This window comes from Bacteroides sp. 14(A) (assembly GCF_000526555.1).
In the GTDB taxonomy this organism is placed as follows: Bacteria; Bacteroidota; Bacteroidia; order Bacteroidales; family Bacteroidaceae; genus Bacteroides; species Bacteroides cellulosilyticus.
Map to the genome: position 1 here is coordinate 599060 of NZ_JAGH01000002.1, position 20495 is coordinate 619554.

Below are 20495 nucleotides of genomic sequence, written 5' to 3' on the forward strand. Positions count from 1 at the left end.
TATAATTTATAGTCCTGTTATCTTTTCTTTTGTCTACGCCGCTTTTTTCTCATTCATTTGGTAACAAGTTGCTATCTTCCCGTTGTATCGGGTTATAAATAGTCCAATAAATATAGATTTAGCAAGTGTAATGAGCTCCTTTCCTGCTTTTCTCAGTTTTGCACACATCTTTTTGATATTAAAAGCTATGGCAAAGAAGGCAAAGTCCATTTTCACCTTGTCTTCTCCCACATGCCGGAACCTCCTGTATGCCATGTTGTATTTCATTTGTCCGAAAACAGCTTCCGGTTCTATACACCGCCTGCCCCTATGCCTGACTCCTTCTTCTGAAACTAACCTTTCCCGTGCCTGCCGTTTATATTGGTTTAACCGGTGGTTGACTTCTATAATACGGTTCCCCTGTGCTTTAAAACAACTTCCATGCAAAGGACAACCTTCGCATCTTTGTGCTTTATACCGGGCACTTTCGGTGATGTATCCGCTCGCTGTTTTGTCACGTCTGGTTCCTATGCGGTTCATGTGTTGCCCCATCGGACAAACGTAATAATCCTCCCCCGCATTGTAATGGAGACTTTCCGCATGGAACGGGTTGGGAGTATAACGGGGACGCTGCTCTTTATGGAAGTAGTTGTACTTGACAAAGGCCTCTATCCCATTTTCCTGCATGAACCGGTAATTTTCTTCCGAGCCGTAACCGGAGTCTGCCACACCGATACCCGGTAAGCGGTTATAGCGGTGCTGGAAGGAGTGGAAGAAAGGGATCAGGGTCAGCGTATCGGTGGGGTTGGGAAACAGCCGGAAGTCTATGATGAACTGGTTTTCAGTACCTATTTGTAAATTATACCCGGGCTTGGTCTGCCCGTTCTTCATGGCGTCTTCTTTCATACGCATGAATGTGGCATCAGGATCGGTCTTGGAATAGGAATTACGTTCTCCAAGGACTTCAAGGTGATTGTCGTATTCCATCAGCTTGTCACGATACCCTTCAAGTTCCCTGACCTGTTTTTTCTTTTCACGCAGAGCTTTCTTTTGTTCCTTGTCCTGTGTTACTTGGTGTTCCAGCACTTCTTTGAGTTCATCCACTATATTAGAGAGCATGGAGGGAGTCAACTCCACGGATGTGTCTTTTACAGAGTTCTCCTGTATAATGGCTTCATCCACCTGCTCCAGAAGGATGCGAATCTTATTCAGCAACCTTGTACGGTTCTTTTCGACTGTCTTGCGCCAGACAAAAGTATATTTGTTGGCCTTGGACTCAATCTTGGTGCCGTCGATATACTCCACGTCAAGACTGATGAAACCCTTGTCGGCAAGGACAAGAACCAGCTGCGTGAAGACGTTGTTTATTTCCTCCTTTACACGGTTACGGAAACGGTTGATGGTTATGAAATCCGGATGCTCATGACCGGCAAGCCAGATATAATGGATATCACGCAAAAGAAGCTTCTCTATTTTACGACAGGAATAGATATTATTCATATAAGCGTAGATAATTACCTTGAGCATCATTTTGGGATGATAAGCTGAGCGCCCCGTTTCTTTATAAAGCTTCTTGAAATTATCAAGATTGAGATTATCAACAACTGCATTGACTATGCGGACAGGATCGTCCGCAGCTATGTTTTCATCAATTCTTTGTGGAAAAAGAACGGTTTGGTTGGGAATGTAAGGACGAAAATGTAACTTTGCCATAACGAAAAAACTGATGCCTAAAGTTACATAAACTTTGGGTAATAACAAAGCCCGGGCTTGGGAAAGTCCGGGCTTTGCGCATAAAAAAAGGTTGTGCCAGCATTTGAACTGCACCCCAAAAGTTAGACATAAAACTTTTGGGGTGTTTTTTATGAAGTACAGTTATGAACAAAGGCTCATCATCGTTAGCCGAGTAAAACAAGGAGAAGCAATAGCGCACTTGTCGAAAGAGTATCATATCAGTGCGACTGAGATATTGGCATGGGTGAGAATGTGGGACCACTATGGTCGTTCCGGACTGGAACAACAATCCCATTGCCGTCCTACGGTTAAATTAAAGGAAGAAGTAGTACGTTTAATATTAGAAAAAGGCGTACCTTTGGCCCATGTAAGAGTAGAATACAGAATTGGCAAGACGGCACTACAACGCTGGGTCAGCGTAGTACGCAAGTATGGTTATGGGGCTCTTGAGCCGTCCAAACGCCGAGGAAGACCACCGAAATATCCTATGGGACGCCCAAAGAAGAAAGAACCGCAAACGGAACTTGAGAGGCTTCAGGCTGAAAATCTCCGCCTGAAGGCGGAGAACGCGCTGCTAAAAAAAGCGAAGGCCTTAGTCGAGGCAAAGAAAGCCCAAGCACTTCTGAATGGGCACGGACCATCGACGAACTAAGGTCGGATTATCCTCTTGACTTGCTATTGGAGTTAAGAAAGATGGCTCGTTCTGTGTTCTATTACCATCTGAATCGCCTTAAAGCCGCTGACAGATATGCCAATGAAAAGGAATCGATTAAACTGATTTTTCATGAGCATAAGGGACGCTACGGCTATCGCCGTGTGACAGCGGAGATGCATAATCGTGGTTTTATGTTAAACCACAAGACCATTCAAAAGCTTATGGGTGACTTGGGGCTTAAAAGCAAAATACGCCAGGTGCGCTACCGGTCATACAAAGGTGAGGTCGGTAAGATTGCCCCAAACATAATAGACAGGGATTTTACGGCAGAAGCTCCAAACCGCAAATGGGCGACAGATGTAACACAGATAAATATCGGTTCCGTCAAACTTTATCTCTCGCCGATATTGGATATGTTCAACGGCGAGATAATATCATACAATATCTCCCGGAACCCAAATCTGGAACAGATATACGATATGTTGGATAAAGCGTTTGCAAAGTTCGACAATCTTGACGGCCTTATACTCCATTCTGATCAAGGATGGCAATACCAACATTACGGCTACCGTAAGCGTTTGGAAGAACACCATATAGTACAAAGTATGTCTCGCAAAGGCAACTGCCTTGACAACGCTATGGTGGAGAACTTTTTCGGTATTATGAAGTCTGAACTTCTATATGCCGAGCAATTTGAATCGACCGAAACCTTTATAAAGGCTTTAGATAGCTATATTGAATATTATAATAATAAAAGAATCAAAGCCCGGTTAAATGGAAAGAGCCCGGTACAATACCGAACTCTTTCTATTACGGGATAATGTTTAACCTGTCCAACTTTTGGGGTGCAGTTCACATTTTGACACAACCTCTTTCAGCCGTCACCACAACTGCAGAAACATTCTTCAGTCTCATTACCTCCTAACCACTTGATACACATTTCCATACTCTGTGTGCCGACGCACCACCCCCGCTTTCAGCAGCACTTGGCCGAAGCGCATAGGATTGACACTGCGCATGGCAGCGGAATTCTTTTGCTGAAGTTCCCTGAAAATCTGGGCAGCCGTAAGACCGATACACTTCTCACCGGAATTCGCCACACGAAAATAACTATGAAAAACATCCTCTGCGGGACAAACACGGTAGAACGCCTCATTCTGCACCTGCAACACCTGCTCCTCTTCTTTGGTGAACCAATCACGCCTCCCCGCAAGCAGTTCCGCCTTCAGTTGTGCATAAATCTGGTCATGTTCTATATGGGTACAATCGATCACCCGCTCCACTTCCACGCAAAGAAAACGGCGGCTTCCCGTAGGGTCGGTAAGTAAGTCGAAACGGTTACTGGTACCAATAAAAGAGGCGACACGAGGCAGTTGGCGGAAGCTCTGCTGATAGGCCTTACGAATATTCAAGTCAGACATTTGCATCAGGTTCTTCAGCAACGGCATTTTGCTTTCGGCATACTTATCAAACTCGTCCATATTCAGCAAGCCCATTTCCGCCAAAAGGCGTTCCGCCTGCCCTTGCGAAGTAAGCTTCAAATTATCCACATAATATCGCCGCAGAACCATCGGCATCAATGACTTGCAAAATGTGGATTTCTGCCGTCCCTGCTCTTGACTTACAAGAATAGGCGCCACACTGTTGGCATGTATGCCTGCCAGCCCCGACCACTGCGCGGCAAGCCCCAGCATCCAGATGTGAAATCCCTGCACCCAATGCGGACAGTCGGAAACCCGCAAGGCGAGCTGTGTCAGCCGGTCAACGCCGTCCCATTGTGGCAATTCCTCCATATAGAGCTGAAAGGGGGGATAATCGGGAATGTAAGTAGAATAGATATAGCGATTCAAATCCTTGTCCCAGCAAGGGATACCCTCAGCATGAGCCTCAATGCAGAAAGCGTTCAGGTTTCGCTTACCAACAGGCAGGAAAGCGAAATCACGCTGCCCGGCAGGACGGAATTCGGTCTCTTCCGTCAACAGATTATAACGGAAATCATAACGTTTCGTCAGAAAATCCATAACCTGTCTCGTCAGGCGAACCGTTGTATTCGTGCTGTCTCCGGATTCCGACGCCTCCGGTGCTTTCTTTCTCGCTTTCTGCCTTTCCGATAAAGCCAACAACTGTTGTGCCTCGCGCAACAAGCGACCTTGTTCCAATGTCATTAATTTCTTTTTCATAACTTCTTTTCATTTTAATAGTAAACAGGTTTCGTTTTGTCAGTACCAACGCTACGAATTTACTACAACGAGAAAGCGCTTTGCAAGCATTCCATCAACTATTTTTCAGAGAACACAGTTAGAAAGAAAGTAAGGACTTTCATAGGTAAATCTTACTAATATCACTATCTTTGTATGCTGACTTATAAACGGCCCACTCCAGTTGTTCACTCGACCAACTCCAGTCACTCATTCTACCAACTCCAGTCATTCACTCGACCGACTCCAGTGGTTCACTTTCAAGACAGCACCTTCGAGTCAACAAGTATATACATTTAAAGCATTAAGAAACAAGCATTATGGCAATAGTTTACGATTGGTACGAGAACCCCAACGCGGAAGGGGAATCGGAAGAAAGAGGGCTGCATCCCCGCCCGTTGCTCAACGGCAAAGTGAGCATGGAGCAATTATATTATCGGGTACACGAACGCAGTTCGCTCAGCGTGGGTGATGCAAAAAGCGCAATAGACACTTTAACTCAGCTTTGCGGAGAAGAGCTACGCGAAGGTCGGGAGGTGCACATCGAGGGATTGGGCTATTTTTCCCCCACTTTGGAGGCCACACAGAAAGTGACCCGCAAGACCAAGAACAAGCATTTGAAACTACGCTTGAAAGGCGTTAGTTTTCGCCCGGACATTCGTCTGAAAGCCGCATTGGCAGGTGTTACAGCCACCCAAAGTAAATACACGCGCCACTCCCTGCGACTCTCCGAAGTAGAGATAGATATGCGCTTGAAAGAGTATTTCGCGGAACATGAACTGCTGCTTCGCATCGATTTCCAGGAATTATGCGGCATGGCACGCACCACCGCCAACAACCATCTGCAACGATTGCAAAAAGAGGGCAAACTGACAAATGTAGGAAGACGTGCACAGCCGATCTATCGCCCCATGCCGGGATATTACGGTATGTCGAGGGATGCGGAACTCAAGAGATAAAGTTAGAAACACTTCCCTTCAAAATAAGTGAAAGAAAACGCATCGTCGCTATAAGAACTTTTGTTATCTTTGTGTCGTTATGCTACAAAGCAACAGATTAAAAAACAATAGTAGGAGGACAGAAAATGGATCCATTGGAATATATAGTACCGAACAGAAAGAGACTTCCCTACGGAATGATGAACTTTGCGGTTATTCGCCGCGAAGACTATTATTATGTAGACAAAACCCGCTTTATCCCCCTGATAGAACAGGCGGATCGTTTCTTTTTCTTCATCCGTCCGCGACGCTTCGGCAAGAGCCTGACACTGAACATATTGCAACACTACTACGATGTAAACACCCGCGATAAGTTCGATGACCTCTTTGGTGGCCTCTACATTGGTGAACACCCCACACCGAACCGAAATAGCTACCTCGTGCTCTATCTCAACTTTTCCGGCATCAGCGGCGAGCTGAATGATTACCGCAAAGGGTTGGATGAACACTGCGGTACTACCATCGAGAGTTTTTGTAAGAAATATGCCGACCTCCTCCCCCCGGACACCTGGGAAGAACTGCACACCAAAAGCGGAGCTGTAGCGCAACTGGAATTCATCTATCAGGCATGCGAGCGTGCCGGACAGAAAATGTATCTCTTCATCGATGAATACGACCACTTCACCAATGCTATCCTTTCCAATCCCGAAAGTTTACGCCGATACACTGACGAGACGCATGGCGAAGGTTATTTGCGGAATCTATTCAACAAGGTGAAAGCAGGCACCTATTCCAGTATCGAGCGTTGCTTCATCACCGGTGTAAGCCCCGTGACGATGGACGACCTGACCAGCGGATTCAACATCGGTACTAACTACTCACTCTCACCGGATTTCAATCAAATGATGGGTTTCACGGAAGAGGAAGTACGCGAAATGCTGACTTATTATTCTACCACCAGCCCTTTCCATCATACCGTTGACGAGTTGATAGAAATGATGAAACCATGGTACGACAATTACTGTTTTGCGCAGGATTGTTACGGTGAAACCACAATGTACAATTCCAATATGGTGCTCTACTTCGTCAAAAACTACATTATACGCGGTAAAGCACCGCAAAACATGATAGAAAGCAATATCCGCATCGACTACGAGAAGTTGCGCATGCTTATCCGCAAGGACAAGGAATTTGCCCATGACGCTTCCATCATTCAGACTTTAGTGAGCCAGGGATTTATCACCGGTGATCTGAAAGACGGCTTCCCTGCCGCCAGTATCACCAATCCTGATAATTTCGTGAGCTTGCTCTACTATTTCGGGATGCTCACCATCAGCGGCATGCACGAAGGAAAAACCAAACTGACCATCCCCAACATGGTGGTACAGGAACAACTCTACACCTATCTGCTGAATACCTACAACGATGCCGACCTCAGCTTCAGCAGCTATGAAAAGAGCGAACTATCCAGCGCATTAGCCTATCGGGGTGATTGGAAAGCTTACTTCGACTACATCGCCGACTGCCTGAAACGTTATGCCTCACAGCGCGACAAGCAAAAGGGCGAATTCTTCGTCCACGGTTTCACCCTCGCCATGACTGCTCAGAACCGCTTCTATCGTCCCATTTCCGAACAGGACACGCAGGCTGGATATGTCGACATCTTCCTCTGTCCGATGCTGGAGATTTACTCCGACATGACGCACAGTTACATCGTGGAACTGAAGTATGCCAAGTATAAAGACCCCGAAACACGCGTGGAAGAATTACGCCAAGAAGCCATTGTCCAAGCCAACCGCTACGCCGACACGGACACAGTGAAACGTGCCATCGGCCACACCCAACTGCACAAGATTGTAGTGGTATATAAAGGGATGGAAATGCGGGTGTGCGAGGAAGTAATGTAATCTTCCTGAAAGCACTTCCCCATCCTTCAGACGGCAGTTTCAGCGGAAAAGCCAATGAATGAGACAACAATGAAAGATGAAAGAACTTTGCAGATAATCAGTGCGTACTGAATTATCTGCAAAGTTCTTTTTAATTGTCACGAAAGAAGACATATACGTCACAAATGTATAACACGCAAATCACTATAAACCACCATATTTGCAGGAAATATTATATCAATAAATCCAATAACATGAAACAAAAGATTCTTTTCTTATCATTCTTATTGGGAGCCAGTTCTCTCTTATTCTCCCAAAGCAAGAAAGATATAGTAGACTATGTAAACCCACTAGTAGGGACAGACTCCAGTTTCGAATTATCCAATGGTAATACCTATCCTGCCATCGCAATGCCCTGGGGGATGAACTTCTGGACCCCACAAACCGGAAAGATGGGAGAAGGATGGACTTATACCTATGCATCTAACCGTATCAGAGGTTTCAAACAAACACATCAACCCAGCCCTTGGATAAACGACTACGGACAGTTCGCCATCATGCCCATTACAGGTGAGCCCGTATTCGACCAGGACAAGCGTGCAAGCTGGTTCAATCATAAATCTGAGGTATCGACGCCCTATTACTACCGCGCATTCCTCTCCGATCACAATATTACAACAGAAATCGTACCTACGGAGCGGGCAGCCATATTCCGCTTTACCTTTCCCGAGAGCAAGGATTCTTATGTAGTAATTGATGCATTCGACAATGGTTCGTATGTGAAAGTTATTCCGGCCGAGAATAAGATCATCGGCTACACGACCAAAAACAGCGGTGGCGTACCGGCCAACTTTAAGAACTACTTCACCATTACTTTCGACAAGCCCTTCACTTACTCGGCAACCGTAAGCAATGGTGAAATCAAAGTAGGCCAACCAGACGTTAAAGAAAATCATGCCGGCGCCATTATCGGATTCGCCACCCGCAAGGGAGAAAAAGTATGTGCCCGGATCGCATCTTCTTTCATCAGTCCCGAACAGGCTGAACAGAATCTGAAAGAACTCGGTTCAATGAATCTGGAAGAACTAAAGCTGAAAGGTAAAGAACGCTGGAACGAAGTACTCGGACGAATAGAGGTTGAATCGGACAGCGAAGATCAACTTCGCACCTTCTACTCCTGTTTATACCGCAGCGTTTTATTTCCCCGGACGTTCCATGAGATTGATGCGGCGGGAAACATCCTGCATTATAGCCCGCACACCGGCAAGGTGATGCCCGGACGCTTCTTTACAGATACCGGCTTTTGGGATTCCTTCCGCGGAGAACTCCCAATGATTAACCTGATATACCCTTCCATGAGCCGACAAATGGAAGAAGGTTTCCTGAATGCCTATCTGGAGAGTGGTTTCTTCCCGGAATGGGCCAGTCCGGGACATCGCGACTGCATGGTAGGCAATAATTCCGCATCAGTAGTGGCAGATGCCTATGTGAAAGGCAACATCAAACAGAATGCCGAGAAAATGTATGAAGGTTTGTTGCATGGAGCAAACAACCAGCATCCCACGGTTCCTTCTTCCGGCCGCATGGGCTACAAGGAATACAATGAATTGGGATATGTACCTTCCGATATCGGTCAAAGTGCCGCCCGTACCCTTGAATACGCCTACAATGACTGGTGTATCTATCAGATGGGGAAAAAACTGGGCAGACCCGCATCGGAACTGGACATCTACAAGAAACGCAGCCAGAACTATAAGAACCTGTTCTATGCTCCTTACCGCCTGATGAGCGGCAAAGACCGCAACGGCAACTTCCCGCAGCACTTCGATCCGGTGGAATGGTGGGGACCTTTCACTGAAGGAAACAGCTGGCATTATTCCTGGTCCGTATTCCATGATATGCGGGGCTTAATTAACCTGATGGGAGGTGACAAGAACTTTGTTGCTATGCTCGACTCTGTATTTACTACGCCGCCCGTATTCGGCGCAAACACTAATACCCGGCAAAGCCTGATACACGAAATGCGCGAAATGCAGGTCATTGACATGGGGCAATACGCACATGGCAACCAGCCCATACAACACATGATTTATCTCTATAACTACGCCGGGCAACCCTGGAAAACACAGTATTGGGTACGCGAAGTGATGAATCGTCTTTACCAGCCAACCCCTGACGGATATTGCGGAGACGAAGATAACGGACAGACTTCAGCCTGGTATGTCATGTCGGCATTAGGTTTTTATTCCGTCTGCCCGGGTACGGACGAATACGTGTTGGGCGCACCACTCTTCAGAAATGCCAAGATACATCTGGAAAATGGCAAAACTATCGAGATTTCTGCGCCCCTAAACAGCGATGAAAACCGCTATATCAGTGATGTACGATACAATGGCAAGAAGTATGACAAGAATTATCTGAACCACTCCTTATTGATAAAAGGTGCCAAAATCAGGTTCGACATGAACAGCCAACCCAACTATAAACGCGGAACAGAACCAGATAGCTTCCCCTATTCTTTCTCAGATAAAGAGGAATAATCATGATATATCAAACAATATGAAAAGAAAAAGAACACTTTGGTTAATGTACCTGCTGCTATGTGCAGGTACACTTCTGGCACAAGAATACAGAACGGATAAGGCTATCAGTTATCGTCCCGATAGCAAGAATGAGTATGTACAGAAGAAATGTTTGCTAGATGTTTACTATCCGGCAAATAAAGCAAACTTTACGACTGTAGTATGGTATCACGGCGGGGGACTGACGGTAGGTGACCGTGAGCTCCCGAGAGAGCTGCAAGGGCAAGGTCTCTGTATTGTCGGGGTAAGCTACCGTCTCTGCGCAGGCAACAAGGACCCTAAAGCCATAAACGCCAGTATCACTACTGATGATTGCGTGGATGATGCTGCCGCAGCGGCTGCCTGGGTAATGAAGAATATCGAACGTTATGGAGGAGACCCCAACAAAATTTACTTAGCCGGACATTCCGCTGGCGGTTACTTAGTCTCCATGATAGGGTTAGACAAACGACGTCTGGCTAAATATGATGTAGATGTTGATAAGTTTGCAGCGCTCATACCATTCAGTGGACAGATGATCACACACTTCCAAAACCGTAGAGACAGAGGCATATCCGATCTTCAGCCATTGATTGATGAGGCTGCTCCTTTATACTACGTCCGCAAAGATTGTCCGCCTATTCTGTTGATTTGTGGTGATCGTGAACGTGAAATGTTGGGCCGCTACGAAGAAAATGCTTATATGTGGCGTATGCTTAAGCTAACAGGCCATCCGGCAGCTTATCTCTACGAACTGGACGGATTCGATCATGGTACAATGTCGCGCCCCGCGCACTACATTTTACTGGAATATATTCGTAATCGGGAGTCTGAAAAGTAGACTTGAATATATAGCACTCTTCCTAGGTGATTTCCTCGGATAAAGTCTCTCATCCCGTAGCAGTACGCTATTGTTTCAAGGATTATCAGCCGGGAAATATTGGTGGATCGGGAGAGTTACCTATGGTACCATTCCGAACGGATAGTTGGTAGAGAACTCATTTTTTGATAGTTCCAAATATTAACTAATTAAACTTGCAAGTACGCATATAAGTACATATATTTGCATTATAATATAACAGAAAGGAAGAATTATGAGAACAGCTAATTATACAGATTTAAGAGCGAACCTAAAAGGGTACATTGACGCAGTAGTTGACGATTGCGATACAGTAATTATTAATCGCGGAAATGGGAAGGGAGTAGTGATGATTTCTCTGGATGAATATAACTCTTTAAGAGAAACTGAATATATCATGTCCTCACCTGAAATGATGGAGGCCATACGCAAAGGCGAAGAAGACATAAGGAATGGCAATTTTATATCACAAAATGAAGGAGAAAGCATAGATGATTTCTTAAATAGGGTGTCATGTACAGAATAACATTGTCAGAACAAGCACGAAAGGAATATCTTTACTTCTCACAAAGTGGCAATAAAGCTATTCTGAATAAAATCGCAGCTTTGCTGAATGACATTGCAGAACATCCCTACACAGGATTAGGAAAGCCAGAGCCGCTAAAATATGAATTGGCAGGTAAATGGTCAAGACGAATCAGTGCTGAACATCGTCTTGTCTACTCTGTGAATGATGATATAATTGAGGTTCACATCTTCTCTATGAGATTTCATTATTCCAAGAAGTAGCGCTATACCATATACATTAATTGAAAAGGACATCTTTTAAGTTAGATGTCCTTTTTTAGTAAGAAGGATCTTTATCATAGAAAGTAAACTCTTTGTAAGTGTCGTTATAAAAGTCTGATAGACTCAAGAAGAAATTCATAATTTTAAAGACATAATTATATAATTCTAAGCTATAATAATAGAAACTTCTAAATAGCCTATAAACTGACATTATAATCAAAAAGACTCATACTTCTTTCCATGAAATATGAACCTATATTTCATTTTTTCAATAATTCTTGCTTTCTTTTCAAGACTAAAATCCGAAAGAATATCACCATAATGTATGCTATTAAAAAGAAGCCGTGTATATTCTTCTTCTTTCTTTTTACCTTCCTCAGTCAATAGAATCTTCATCATTGAAGACGGATATCCTTTTTTAATCACATTTATTCCTATACATTCACTATAAACCTCCTTATAAGGTTTAGGAAGACGAACTTTAAAGAGAAATACCGTATCGGCGTTAAAATAATCTTCCATATTAGCTTTAGCAACTATACTTACATATTGAGCTGTATCTAATTCAGTCATTTCGTTGTTCGATTTTGAATCCGATGCCCCTTGAATCATAAACTTATCATTAACCAATTTTATTCTTGTGCTACTGTCAGGATTTACCCCCAATGCCGCTTCAACTTCTCCATAAACCATACTTTTTGCAGCAATACTATGACTCGGAAATGTATCAAAACAAGGAAAGAGAATTAAGCAATCCTTATCCTTAGACAACAAGACCATCTGATAAAACATACCTATAGGTCTTTGCTCATTTACTCTGAATGGAGTAAGTCCATTAATTACTTTAAATCCTTTCGGTTTTTTCAACTCAATGTTGAATAACTCTGTACAATAAAAACGGTGCATTCTGAAAAGATAGCCCTGAGCATATACACTTGCTGAAGAAAGAAGTAGGATTATGAATGATGAGATTAGTATTTTCATAATTTAATTTGCTTTTGTATGCAGGAGTATTTTTATTCCCCTGCATGCTTAACTATATTTTATCTTAGTTCATAAATGTGAGTAACACTAGAAGTAGTGCAAAAGCCTCTTCGATTATTTTGTGCATCCCAATACATAATATTGTTACCTGATTTATATTCCACAGTTACTGCATGTGAAAGATTAATCACTATTATATATTTTTTACTCTCTGAAATAGACATACTATTAAACATTGAAAATGAAACCTGTGCACCATTATTAAAATGATTCATGGTAAAATAAAATTTATCAGAAGGCACCCCATTATTTCCATACGTTGTAGTAATCCATGAATTAACCTCACCATAACTCTTTCCGGTAGCATAAGCAATGCTCTGAGCCACACAATCAGTATTGGCACTTCCTTCTTCTTGTCTAGTCTGAACTCTATTTCTGGCAAAATGAATGTCAGATAAAATGCTTTCATTAGAACCTTCTTTAATAAACATAAAATAATCGAACAAATCTCTAGAAATATTTATATCCATACCTTGATTCTGAATTATTTCGAATAATCCATCTTCATTTTCTCGTATTTCCAAACGAGCAAATGCTTGAAATAATATTTTTAAATCTGCATTCGTTAGTTGATTATAATTCACATTTGAAGGAAGACTCAAATAATCTCCATTATCACACACTTCGCCAAATGATTCTTCTTGTTGACAACCAATCAAAGAAATTAACGAAACCAACGACATCATACATACTAAACAAACAAATTTATTCTTTTTCATTTTTAGCTTTTCTATTCTGTATATTATATGGTAATTTTGATTCTACATTATTTAGGTATACACAAACTACGTATATCTTAGAGTATTACCCTACCTCCATCCTACACTCCACTATTTATTTTCCTTAATTGCAATTATAAAGTTAATAATCAATTTCTATATCATATTTGAGCTCCAGATTTCTGCAATGCTCGTTTCATTTTATATTTAATTTGCGAAATAATGAGAGACTTTACTTTAATAGGTTTCTCTATAATCTTCTCAGCAACTTCCAATGCTTTCTTTTCATCCCCTATTTCTTTGAATAATTCAAACATTTGTTGTAAAGGTATAAAACGACAAGGACACATAAGAGATGCTTTTTTATAATATTCCTCTGCTATTTCATATTCTTTTCGAGACTTATAAATATCTCCTAAAAGTAGTTCCAAGTCATAATCAGCCCAGTAATCTCGACATTGCAGCGCTTTCTCTAAACTGTCGTCTATACGGTTCATATCAAGAAGTGCCACAGCATAATTATACAAGAAGTAAGGATCTCCACCTAATACAGAGTTTAGCTCAACATACATATCCAAATTCTTTTCTGTCGTAAAATAAGCAATCTTTCTCCATTTATACTCCGCATCTATACGCTGATATAGCTTGTAACCTCCACCTAAACAGAGAAGCATCAGTAAAATATAAAATGATTTATTCCATATCACCGATACTGTAAAAGCAAAAGTACCCCTGACTATTACATATACATCTAAACATGCTATAATCCACACAAACGGATAAGTAAACGGATAGGAAAATAGTGAGAATACTGCAATTCCTATCAAAGAAAGCATTGCCATTTGCTTATCACATCTACAATTATTTCGATAACAATATAGCAGAAACATGAAAAGAACAAATAAGATAAGCAACCCTATCACTCCATAATTAAGCAGTAAAGACAGATATTCGTTAAAAGGTGACAACACATTATCAGCCAATATTGCATAATCGCTATCTGAGCGTAATTTAAAGAAATCAGCCTGATAATCCATATAATGTGCCCTAAAACAACCGATTCCATTTCCTGCTAATGGAGCATCCCTAAACATCTCCCATGAACATCTCCAAATAAGCAAACGGCCATCTGCAGAGCCTTTTTTCATGAAATAGCCCCCAATCATAATAACGCAAAGAATGCCGATTATGAGTGAGGCTTTTATTTTCGACTTCAAAGGGATGTATTTATACCCGCACACCCCAGCAATAGCCATCACACTCATCACCCCAGAGCGTGATCCCGACAAAATTATTGCAGAAATAATAATGAAAACTGTCAGATAAATGCCTACTCGTACTGCTTTGCTTTTTATACTCTTATAGCTCCATAAGGCAAATGGTAACCCTGCAACAAGACTTACTGCAAAGCCCGCTGGATTGTCAAAACTACCAGTTATACTATAAATACTATTCGAAGGTACCCATTGCAACCATTGCCCCCAGCCGTACAGCGCTTGAAAGAAGCAACTTGCAATTATAATATAACTAGATATTGATAAGTCAATCAGAGATGGCTTATTGCACCATTTCCTTATTATTAATACAAACGTACTCAACAGCAACATACCAATTGTAAAACACCATTTAGGCACAATAAAGGTATCAGTCATATTATGTGAATAAGCGAATAAGCTGATAGTACATAATAGCCCCAAAAGGCAGTGTTCTATATTAATGAAGACCTTCATTGTGTTCATTTTCTATGATTTATCCTCTCATTATTTATAATTCTCTCTAATTCAGTTATACTAAAATTTTTCCTGATAAGCACACCTTCTGGTGAAACCAACATTAATGCAGGAATTTTATTAATCCCATACGTATTGACAAATGAGTAATTTGCCAGCATTTGTTTACCGGGAGGTTTAAGTCTTTGTAAAGTTTTCCGCCAATTCTCCCTATCTCGATCTATTGAAATCGTAAGAATTCTCAATCCACAATCATAGTATTTCTCTCCAATAAGATTCATTTCTGGAAATTTTGCAATACAAGCGCCACACCATGAAGCCCATATATTAATTAAAAGGTAATTACCTTTTCCCACAAAGTGAGACAGATTAATCTTTGTGCCATCAAGCTTCTCTAACTCAGCATCAACATAGAAACAACCTTGTTGGACGCTTTCCAATTTTTGAATAAAACGGTTCGTCTTCAGTTCAAGACAAGCTTTACTTAACATCACTTTTAATTCATCTACCGTAATCAGTTCTTGGAAAAGACGGAGCCAAAACGCTGGAATGATATTATCAAGATTATCATGCACCACTTCTTTTACAAAGTTTTTCTTTTTTTCTACTTCTTGGTCATGAAGCAGTTTTATTAGTTCCCTCCTTTCTGTACCGTACACATTTAAGCTGTCCAACCTTTTATAATTCTCCAAAATACTTTGATTCAGTGCTTGATATTCTTGCCAATACTTTTGAAATGTATCATTGGTTAATGTTCCTTCACATTTTACATGGTTATTATCAATAGATATACGTATAGTTCCGTCTTCTAATACAAGAAAGATACCGTTTAAACCATCTATTCGCACCGCTACCCAACAAGATTGGAGCAACTCCCCCTTAAAAGAGAACTTTCCATCGATGATCACTGTACTGTCGCTTATCAAGTTATCTTCCTCCAGCAAAACAAGACAAACTTTCTTACCATCAAAATCTTCACTTAAATTTCCCTGAACCACATAATGAATTTGGGAGAAAGCAATATTCTCCCAACATATAAATAATACCATAACAACAAATTTTATCATTTAAATATCTATTGTTGTGTTCATAAATCATTCCTATAACATCCTCCATCACAAACAGCTTGAAACAAGAAACCACAACCATATATAGCAATACAATCCCACTTTTTACAAGTCATTAATCCAGTGGTGCCGCAGTCATCAACTCCTGTGTTACAAGAACATTTAACTGAGGGAGGAGGGTCTTGTTCTGTTCGTGTTTTTAATCTTCCAGAAGTTATACCGACTCTCATTGTATGAGTATTTTCTTCAGGAATAATGAATCTATTTTGAGAATCTTGGACGACTGTACTCGGATCATATACTATGTTATAGATAATTTCCTTATCCCACATTAACACATTCATTGCATATTGAGTCCATTTATAAGCAAATATAGCGATATCATCTTCATATGCTTTTGGTTCTTCAAAATACAGCCTATTCTCATTTATATATTGAATTAATAACTCAATGTGTTTTTTCTCTTTATTTGTCAATCTCAGAGATAATATGTTTTGGAATTTTTCAATCCAAATAAGTTGTTTTTGTTCTGGAGTAAATGCATTAAAATACTCGGTTGTAAATCTCTCTCAATTTCAAGAAACCTGTTTCTTGACATAGTTTGTATATCTGAAAGATTTGATTTTATATATTCATTAACCTCAGGATCACAAGAATAGAGCATCTCATCTTGTTGACAAGAAAAAAGTGTAAAAAAACAAACCAACATCACTCCTTTAAATAATTTATTCATAATTTCCTATTTAAATATTAAACGATTCATATAAGTATTCCTTAAATAATTGATAATTAATAATCGAATTATAATTGTATTTTTATTCTTTGATTTTAAGTTAATAATATAACATTACCTAGTTATTCGCCCCTTTATTCTTATCAATTCAACGTCATTATTGGCATTAGATTTAATAAAAATAACTTTATTAAAAGTTTCTAACTGCTTTGTTGTTTTTATATGCACCAACAATTTTGTTTTCTCCTGAGAAGGTATAGGATATTGAGGATAATCCACAGATACACATCCACAGGAAACATCTGCTTTTTGGATTACTAAAGGAGATCTTCCTTTATTCTCTATATTAAAATAGATATTCAACTCAGGGTGCTCTTTTTGGCTAATTGTACCAAAATCATATTTAGAAGGACTAATCACTAAATAAGCAGCTAAAGAATCTTTAGATGACTTACTATTTCCAATAGCAATAATTGTTCTATTTTGATTGTTTTCTTTTCCTGCACATCCAACTAAAGCAACAACTATAGTTAGGATTAAAATAAATATTTTCATTATTATATCATGTAATTAAATAGTTAAACACTTAATCTATCTTTCATAAAATATGAGTTCTTCATATATGTAAAGATAATTTAGCAAAAGCAATATTCTACCAAAACACCTGTTTTCCATCTTTATATTCAAACACCCTCTCCTCCTTTCCTTTCGTTAAATTTCTTAGCCAATAGAGTGTTCCCGTTGGTACATTATCATATTGTAACCTTACCGTCGTAGCTACCCTTTTCCCGAGCGAATTCCATTGATCATTTCCCCAATAAAAAAGCTCATATTCATTACCTATCTCAATAGTATTACCATCCCCACGAGGAGTATAAATAATCTTTTCAATATCAACAGGTCTGCCAAAGTCCATTCCGACCCATGCTTGTACCCCATCGGACCCATCGAAAGCAGTCAATAAATCATTATCGAAAGCCGCTTCTTTACATTTAGCAGGGTTATTCTGCCAAGAACCTTCTGTACCAATAATGTCACCATAAACCGGCTGATGGGTAGCTCTATCGATGAATGCTATTTCGGCAACATTGCAATGTGAGTCCCTCGGGTTAAAGAATCGCCAATATCTATATGCCCCTCTGGAACGAATCTCCACTTCTTCTCCTCTTGTACCCCACTTTTCTATTCTATGAAAGTTCACTGTATCTTTAAAATCCACATAATCAGATGCCTGAAACATACCTCCAACAATTCTTTGAGATATTTCGTACACATGCTTGTATAATGGATATTTTCGCGAAAGAACTACCGTTTGTATTTTCTCCATTTGCGGCGTCAATACTTTTATTTCCCCTCTGGCTGTAAGTAAGAAAGGTTCCCCAATCGGCTTTGTCTCGCCATCCTCACAACTGACAGGAAGATAAACGACATCACGCCCCATATCTTTGAATACCGCTTTCCCATTTTTAGTTTTACTAAAAGCTATCGGAAACCAATCACGATTATTAAACACCGATAAATAGACAAACTTGTTCTTACACTTCTCAATTTTAAGCACAATATCACTGCAATGCATGTATTCGGAAGTAACATCTTTAAAAAACGGAGTCTTAAAAGTTTTGGGTAGATTTTCTTCTTTTTCTGATTCAACCAATTCTTCTACAGCAGGATTGATCGCATACGTTTGCCTATAGACTTTAGCCATTCTTTCATCAGGCATGTGTGGTTCTCCCGGATCGGAGCCTACTCCGCTAAACGGCATACACTTTCCATTGTTGGGTAGTATAACATTCCATGAGTGTCCCGAAGCACGCGCAGCCCACTGCGGAGTAAAATCAATGGCTACAGGAACACCATTACTTCTCACGACAGAAGTAGCGATTTGCACATAGTCATCACAAACGCCAAAGGAAATTCTCATCTTTGTTGACAACCGATGGATCATAGGTGCATCATATTCCAACAGATAAGGCTGCACACCATTTCGCAAGTTTCTATTAACTTCACACACGGCTCGCACTATGGAATTTTTATATAAGTCACAATACTGCAATTCATCCAGTCCTTCATTATAGTGTCCCAAATAAAGTGTTCTCCAATTGTCAAGTGGTTGGAGCTCTATGGATTTATAAGGTAGAAGAAGCTCACAAAAATCTTGATAAGTCAATTGGGTAGCCCAATCTCCATAATTCCAATGCATGAAAGCTTCTTCTATAGTTGCAATTAGCAATTCCGCTTTGACAACCTCCACATCAGGAACGGTCTTGAAGACAGAAGCATCAAAACTCTTCGATAGCTTCTCCAATGAATCCCGGGTATCTTTAATAGGGTATCTCTTATCCAAAAGCACTTCTACAGCATTATAATAGGTGTCTATAGCTTCCGTATAAGAATAATGCCCCGGCATATTCCTAATCAAAAACTTAGCAGCTTCTAATTTTAAGGAATCGTCTTTATAAAAAGTCAGAACTTTCTCCAGTTCCTGACGATTTTCTTTTGCCAGCACTAAAGCCTTCTCCAATCGCATATCGCTATGAAAACATCCCGACAATAACAAAGGAATGAGTAATATGTATAATGTAGATAATTTCATCGCATTATATTTTATCGTTTTTCAAAATGATTCTATCTATCTGAATCCATACGCAAAGTTGCACCTTATTCTTTTAAAGCAGCATAGGCCTTTCCACTCAAATACCAAAAGTAACCTCCAATACAACATAGCACCACCAGATTATCATGACTACGCACATAAGTATACTACACGCAATGCACAATCCGGTCCATATCTATCCGTTTTTTGCTCCTTCCTCAGAAATCTAATTACCTGATATTATTTATAGCCATAACAACTGTGATCACAGCATTATCGGTAAGTTTCAATAATATGTATTCCATAGATAAAACAATTACTGAAAAAGTTTTATCATCAATGCAACTTTCTCGAATGCGGACAACTGCAGTTCCTTTATTTCTTCTTCATAAGTCTTATAAGCCTTCTCAATAGCCTTCAATTCTTCTTTAATATCCAATTGAGACTGAACTCTATCTGAAAACTCCGATAAATAAAGACTATCTGTACCATTCTTACGAAGTTCGTCCTGTTCTTCCGGACTCATCTTTGCAAGATAAGGAGTAATCTTCTTCATCAACTCTTTATTACACTTACGATATTCAACAAATTCTTTCAATTTAGAAATAGAATCAACCAACGCAGTTTCCTCTTGGGTAAGTTCAGGCAACGGAACATTATCCCAATCAATCAAAGCAAACGCATTGATTAAATTGCCCGGTACTGGAACATCACTATTAGAGCTACAACTCGACAAAAAGAAAGTAGCAGATACAATCATAAACAGACTTTTCAAATAAAAAAATACCTGCTTCTTTTTACTTACTGGTAAAATAGTAGTTTTCAACATAAAAGTAATTATTAAATTATTTACTAAAATGCAAAGGTAACTGCCCATACACAAATACATGAACGTATTGACGACATAAAAGTACGAATCATAGCATAACAGATCTAACAAGGCTGGAAACGTACTATAATGTCACAAATCTATAACTAGGTTATTCATGTCACACGCTACCTTTGCAAAT

16 protein-coding genes and 2 pseudogenes are annotated in these 20495 nt (G+C 40.4%); 8 read left to right on the top strand and 10 right to left on the bottom strand.

Translation table 11 applies throughout. The annotated features are described in order from the left end of the window. Positions 1–33: 33 nt before the first annotated feature. Positions 34–1692 (bottom strand): IS1182 family transposase, encoded by a 1659-nt coding sequence (locus K429_RS0109990; RefSeq protein WP_025726057.1) that lies wholly within the window; start codon positions 1690–1692, stop codon positions 34–36. 151 nt (positions 1693–1843) lie between these two features. Here K429_RS0109990 and K429_RS0109995 point away from each other — a divergent pair, with 151 nt between their 5' ends. Both K429_RS0109995 and K429_RS0110000 read left to right on the top strand, forming a co-directional pair. Continuing rightward, the gene (locus K429_RS0109995) at positions 1844–2365 is read left to right on the top strand and encodes a helix-turn-helix domain-containing protein (protein ID WP_025726501.1); all 522 of its coding nucleotides are present in this window, start codon (positions 1844–1846) and stop codon (positions 2363–2365) included. Further along, a pseudogene (locus tag K429_RS0110000) lies at positions 2350–3189 on the top strand (IS3 family transposase); the annotation flags it as partial. The gene K429_RS0109995 and the pseudogene K429_RS0110000, both read left to right, overlap by 16 nt. A gap of 93 nt (positions 3190–3282) precedes the next feature. Here the strand turns inward: K429_RS0110000 and K429_RS0110005 are convergent. After that, the gene (locus K429_RS0110005) at positions 3283–4548 is read right to left on the bottom strand and encodes a VapE domain-containing protein (RefSeq protein ID WP_026366801.1); all 1266 of its coding nucleotides are present in this window, start codon (positions 4546–4548) and stop codon (positions 3283–3285) included. A 338-nt stretch (positions 4549–4886) separates the two neighbouring features. Between K429_RS0110005 and K429_RS0110010 the strand changes: the two genes are divergently transcribed. From K429_RS0110010 to K429_RS0110035, 6 genes are all read left to right on the top strand, one after another. Further along, positions 4887–5525, top strand: a complete 639-nt coding sequence (locus tag K429_RS0110010; RefSeq protein ID WP_022208499.1) for an HU family DNA-binding protein — start codon at positions 4887–4889, stop codon at positions 5523–5525. Between the two features lie 125 nt (positions 5526–5650). Next, positions 5651–7411 carry an AAA family ATPase gene (locus K429_RS0110015; protein WP_007211236.1) on the top strand — a complete coding sequence of 587 codons (1761 nt, stop codon included), beginning with the start codon at positions 5651–5653 and terminating at the stop codon, positions 7409–7411. 233 nt (positions 7412–7644) lie between these two features. Continuing rightward, entirely contained in the window at positions 7645–9930 is a 2286-nt protein-coding gene (locus K429_RS0110020) for a GH92 family glycosyl hydrolase (protein WP_026366802.1), read from the top strand. Positions 9931–9949: 19 nt separating this feature from the next. Next, positions 9950–10792 carry an alpha/beta hydrolase gene (locus K429_RS0110025; protein WP_026366803.1) on the top strand — a complete coding sequence of 281 codons (843 nt, stop codon included), beginning with the start codon at positions 9950–9952 and terminating at the stop codon, positions 10790–10792. Positions 10793–11045: 253 nt separating this feature from the next. Next, positions 11046–11336, top strand: coding sequence for a type II toxin-antitoxin system Phd/YefM family antitoxin (locus K429_RS0110030; protein ID WP_026366804.1), 291 nt, complete (start codon positions 11046–11048; stop codon positions 11334–11336). Beyond that, entirely contained in the window at positions 11324–11599 is a 276-nt protein-coding gene (locus K429_RS0110035; protein ID WP_026366805.1) for a Txe/YoeB family addiction module toxin, read from the top strand. The genes K429_RS0110030 and K429_RS0110035 overlap by 13 nt, the downstream gene beginning before the upstream one ends. Positions 11600–11815: 216 nt before the next feature. On the opposite strand, the gene K429_RS0110040 is transcribed toward K429_RS0110035, so the two are convergent. The 8 genes and pseudogenes from K429_RS0110040 to K429_RS0110080 form a co-directional block, all read right to left on the bottom strand. Beyond that, positions 11816–12583: a hypothetical protein gene (locus K429_RS0110040; RefSeq protein WP_026366806.1), complete on the bottom strand. Its 768-nt coding sequence runs from the start codon at positions 12581–12583 to the stop codon at positions 11816–11818. 59 nt (positions 12584–12642) lie between these two features. Then, a complete protein-coding gene (locus K429_RS0110045; protein ID WP_155923397.1) occupies positions 12643–13362 on the bottom strand; it encodes a hypothetical protein in 720 nt (239 codons plus the stop codon). 161 nt (positions 13363–13523) lie between these two features. Beyond that, positions 13524–15101, bottom strand: a complete 1578-nt coding sequence (locus K429_RS0110050; protein ID WP_026366808.1) for an O-antigen ligase family protein — start codon at positions 15099–15101, stop codon at positions 13524–13526. Continuing rightward, a complete protein-coding gene (locus tag K429_RS0110055; RefSeq protein ID WP_197031238.1) occupies positions 15098–16141 on the bottom strand; it encodes a TlpA disulfide reductase family protein in 1044 nt (347 codons plus the stop codon). Before K429_RS0110055 ends, K429_RS0110050 begins: the two co-directional genes overlap by 4 nt. Before the next feature lie 38 nt (positions 16142–16179). Beyond that, positions 16180–16698 (bottom strand): annotated as a pseudogene (locus tag K429_RS0110060) (bacteriocin fulvocin C-related protein); the annotation flags it as partial. Between the two features lie 308 nt (positions 16699–17006). Further along, the gene (locus K429_RS29410) at positions 17007–17447 is read right to left on the bottom strand and encodes a DUF1573 domain-containing protein (protein ID WP_026366812.1); all 441 of its coding nucleotides are present in this window, start codon (positions 17445–17447) and stop codon (positions 17007–17009) included. Positions 17448–17544: 97 nt separating this feature from the next. Further along, complete coding sequence (locus K429_RS0110075; protein ID WP_026366813.1) at positions 17545–19485, bottom strand: discoidin domain-containing protein; 1941 nt, start codon at positions 19483–19485, stop codon at positions 17545–17547. Positions 19486–19801: 316 nt separating this feature from the next. Next, the gene (locus K429_RS0110080; RefSeq protein WP_026366814.1) at positions 19802–20314 is read right to left on the bottom strand and encodes a hypothetical protein; all 513 of its coding nucleotides are present in this window, start codon (positions 20312–20314) and stop codon (positions 19802–19804) included. Between the last annotated feature and the right edge of the window lie 181 nt (positions 20315–20495).